This window comes from Nostoc sp., from assembly GCF_041747015.1.
Lineage (GTDB): Bacteria > Cyanobacteriota > Cyanobacteriia > Cyanobacteriales > Nostocaceae > Nostoc.
The window spans coordinates 1-3,473 of record NZ_JBGTFY010000131.1 but is presented as its reverse complement, the minus strand read 5'-3'; the positions used below and the strand labels follow the sequence as shown (position 1 = coordinate 3,473).

4 protein-coding genes and 2 pseudogenes are annotated in these 3,473 nt (G+C 42.4%); 2 read left to right on the top strand and 4 right to left on the bottom strand.

Annotated features, from left to right (window positions below):
- The 4 genes and pseudogenes from ACEW80_RS09620 to ACEW80_RS09605 form a co-directional block, all read right to left on the bottom strand.
- Positions 1-339, bottom strand: a pseudogene (locus tag ACEW80_RS09620) (hypothetical protein); the annotation flags it as partial.
- Positions 340-523: 184 nt separating this feature from the next.
- Positions 524-829: a hypothetical protein gene (locus tag ACEW80_RS09615; protein ID WP_373526355.1), complete on the bottom strand. Its 306-nt coding sequence runs from the start codon at positions 827-829 to the stop codon at positions 524-526.
- Positions 830-1,224: 395 nt separating this feature from the next.
- Positions 1,225-1,551 (bottom strand): hypothetical protein, encoded by a 327-nt coding sequence (locus tag ACEW80_RS09610; RefSeq protein ID WP_373526354.1) that lies wholly within the window; start codon positions 1,549-1,551, stop codon positions 1,225-1,227.
- 97 nt (positions 1,552-1,648) lie between these two features.
- Entirely contained in the window at positions 1,649-2,485 is an 837-nt protein-coding gene (locus tag ACEW80_RS09605; protein ID WP_373526353.1) for a hypothetical protein, read from the bottom strand.
- A 162-nt stretch (positions 2,486-2,647) separates the two neighbouring features.
- Between ACEW80_RS09605 and ACEW80_RS09600 the strand changes: the two genes are divergently transcribed.
- Together ACEW80_RS09600 and ACEW80_RS09595 are read left to right on the top strand one after the other, a co-directional pair.
- The gene (locus tag ACEW80_RS09600) at positions 2,648-2,860 is read left to right on the top strand and encodes a helix-turn-helix transcriptional regulator (RefSeq protein WP_334890231.1); all 213 of its coding nucleotides are present in this window, start codon (positions 2,648-2,650) and stop codon (positions 2,858-2,860) included.
- Between the two features lie 208 nt (positions 2,861-3,068).
- Positions 3,069-3,473, top strand: a pseudogene (locus ACEW80_RS09595) (hypothetical protein); the annotation flags it as partial.

The window sequence follows — 3,473 nt, the reverse complement described above, 5'->3', positions numbered from 1 at the left end:
AGCAATAATCAGTGGCTTATCAAAATCTTGGATACCTGATGCAGCGAAAAGAAAGCTTTTAGCGAAGTTGGTTTCAACACCACTTCTTATGACATAAACTTCATCAGCACTCACGACAATATCGAGCTTCCGATTGTCCTTTCCTTTGAATCCTTTAGTCGTCAATCGCAGTTCTGACAAATACCCAGTTAATGCTCTTTGGGTAACAGGGATTTTCTTATCCTGGCTGATATTGAACTTGTACCAAACGAAAGATTCTCCGTCTACTTCTCCCTGATTGACATATAAATAGATGGGATCAGGAGGGTTGCATAAACCTAGTTTGATTTCAGTAACCATATTTTGTTGGGATGTGTGATAATTAGTGGTTTGTAACGAAACTTTAAGTGCTTTACGATTGCTTGAAGAAAAGCTGATATTCAAGCAATCGCTTCTTTACTAAATAGAAGGTTGTCGATTGCGGTCTAACTCCCATTGCAGGTAAGTCAGTGCAGTTTGAGAATCAGCAACGTTTAAATCAGGGCTATATCCCTCGTCTAGCAGTTGCCTGTAGTCTGGGTGCGTAGCAATAAGAGATATCAGAGTTTGGGCAAGTTCCAAGTAATTGGCAGAGATTGGGGTTAGACATTTCTATGCCAAGCCGGAAACATAAATCCTCTGCTTTCACTCCCATGATCCCTGGTTCAATTTCGGTTTCTAACTCTTCAAGTAGCGATTGAAAATCAGGGTGTTTATCGTTAATTTCAACTTCAATCAAATCTGCACACGTTGTAATAGTGGTTGCCCAATTGGGTAAAGTCTGTGCAATGGTCTTAGCGTAAAGTTTCATGATTGTGTCCTCTGGAATTAAGAACTTAAAAATCCTCAGCAATCTCCAACAAAAATCCCCGTCCCGTATTCTGCACTTGCACCAGTTCTCTATCCAACAGTGTTTGAATGACTGAATCGGAGAATTCAAATTGCAAACGGTGCAGAGGAAGACAACCACCACTAAACAATTTGCAATTCGCAATTCGCAATTCGCAATGACGGACGAAACTTATATTGAGCAAAACCGAAGTATTGAAAATTCATTCAGAAATTTAAGTTCCTAATTTAAATTCTGAAAAAACAATTAGTATTAATATTCGAGCCAGCGTATTTTTGCCTAGTATTTTAATTGCGAATTGCGAACTGCGAATTGCGAATTGGTTGGCTCTACGGTCAAAGCTGTTGTCAACCGTCTTAGGCATTTGTGATACCTCCAGTCATTGCGGCTAACTGCCGATTGAGAATATTTATCTGCTGTTGGTAAAACTCAATCTCTGCGGTGATTTCTGAGAATAATTCCTGTGGGGAAAGCGGTTTAATTTGAGACTCCTGAAAGTGGAACAATTCATCAGAATTTTTCTTAGGCATCAGAGCATAGCGCCAGCCACCACCGAATTGTTCAGCTAATTCAGTACCATTCGGATAGTATTGAAGTCCTAGAATGATGCCTTGTTTTGTGCGCTGTTCCAAAGCAAAGCGAGGGTATGCCCAGTGTTGGGGAATTGGTATTGTGGGTTGCATTGATTTAATGGGGAAAAAGTTTAATAAGCAAGTAAGTAATTGATGAGCGATCGCTGCATTTGCGAATGTAGAGCGATCGCTCTCGTCTATGCGAGAATTACGCCGCTACTAACTCCCGACTTTCTGCAACTGGCGCATACTCCCGTAACTGTTGCCATTCATCAGGGGTCAATTCATCAAACGGTCGGTCTAGCAATTCTTCGCAGTCAGCCGTTTCTGTATGGGGTGAAGTTTGTGCCACTGCTAACCACCACACTGCTTCAAGTGCAGACTGACAAGCGACTCGCTTCTGCTCTGATGCACCTACTACCCACCAAGTACCTCGACTGAATCCCACATCACCCAGCTTCACGTCGCTGGTATAAATGCCATCGTCGAAAATATCGAAGCCGTACTTCTCGCATTCATTGAAAATTTGCACCATGATTTCGTTACCACTGGTGTCATTCGCTTCTGGGTCTAATTGCTCTTGTACTGAGAGTGTGCCGTCTTGGTAATGCCATTGGATGTAGCGGTAGCATCTTGCCCAAGAGTTATGGCGGAACTCTTCTTGTCCATTGACCAATACTACCCAAGGTTGGGTTACAAAGTCCGCTTGGTCGTAAGTAATGGTAGCGATGAGTTCCTTATCAGCGTATATCTCATGGTCGTAAAACGAGATTTCTACGGTTGTCAGTGGTTCGGGGGCTACGGCTTGGGCTTGCGTTGTGATGAAATGGTCGAGTTCGGCTTGAGCGAGGGCTTGGTTGTCGGGGGCAGCAGGGGTGAGTTTTTGAATCTTGCTTGACTGATATTCAGCGATCGCAGTAATCCAAGAATCCTTGCAGCGTTTTTCGCTTACTTCGACTGTGCAGCCGATTTCGCTGTAGATTTGCTTGAGACGGGCAATAGATTTCAGGTGCAGCTGTTGTTGGCTGTAGATGATGTGAGTCATAATGAATAAGTTCCTAACGGGACGGGAAGCGCTTCAGATTGACGGTCGGTAGCGCTTTCTCTATTGATATAAATATTATGTCTCATTCAATGAGACGTGTCAACTATTGACACGTCTCTTTAATAAGATTACGCTTAAAGGTAGTCTTGTTAAATGGGACTTATGAATAGGATTCAAGAATTTGGAAAAGAAAAAGGGATTCCAAGCGCCAATAAATTTTGGCAAATCACTGGATTGCCCAGAGCGACTGCTTTTAGGCTCTGGAGAGATAGAGATATTTATCCCGATAGGACAACAGTTGAAGTTATTTGTAAAAAGCTAAAGGCTCAACCTGGTGATTTCTTAATTTACATGGAGGACATTGATGAGGCTTAAACGGCTCAGTGTAAAGCCTCATGCTTTGCCATTATTGGCTTAAGTGTAAATTTAGAAAGTTACAGTCTGATGATTTATTTTGCTGCTATCGAGTCTTTTATCCTCCACTTTGTCTTCTTTGTGGAACGATCTCAGCGACCTATTACATTTAAAATCTACCTTGCAATTGACTTTCAGAAAATAGCATTGAATTAGAAAAGGTGGAATCATGCCTAAACCACCTCCTAGACGCAAAAAAGCCACCTCTGCTCTATCTACCGATTCAAGTTCACCACCTAGCTCTGCAAATGAGGATATTTCCCAGCAAGAAGACCCAGCTTCAGCAACAATTACCGTTACTGCTGTTGAAATTCCCGAATTAACCGAGCAGGAAATTAGCGATCGCTTGCATCTTGAACGGAAGGTAGAACGGGCGTTTTTTGAAGCGGGTAAGGCATTGGCTCAGTTGCGCGATCGCAGGTTATACAGATATACTCATCGCACATTTGAGGAGTATTGTCGTGATAGATTTGGATACACCCATCGCCGAGTCAATTATCTAATAGCTGGTTCTGTAGTATTTGACAACATAGTGGCGGGAACAAATTGTTCCCAAAATGAGGAAGTGGATGAA

Coding starts and splice junctions, on each gene's coding strand:
- ACEW80_RS09615 (WP_373526355.1), bottom strand. CDS start 829: ATGAAACTTTACGCTAAGACCATTGCACAGACTTTACCCAATTGGGCA.
- ACEW80_RS09610 (WP_373526354.1), bottom strand. CDS start 1,551: ATGCAACCCACAATACCAATTCCCCAACACTGGGCATACCCTCGCTTT.
- ACEW80_RS09605 (WP_373526353.1), bottom strand. CDS start 2,485: ATGACTCACATCATCTACAGCCAACAACAGCTGCACCTGAAATCTATT.
- ACEW80_RS09600 (WP_334890231.1), top strand. CDS start 2,648: ATGAATAGGATTCAAGAATTTGGAAAAGAAAAAGGGATTCCAAGCGCC.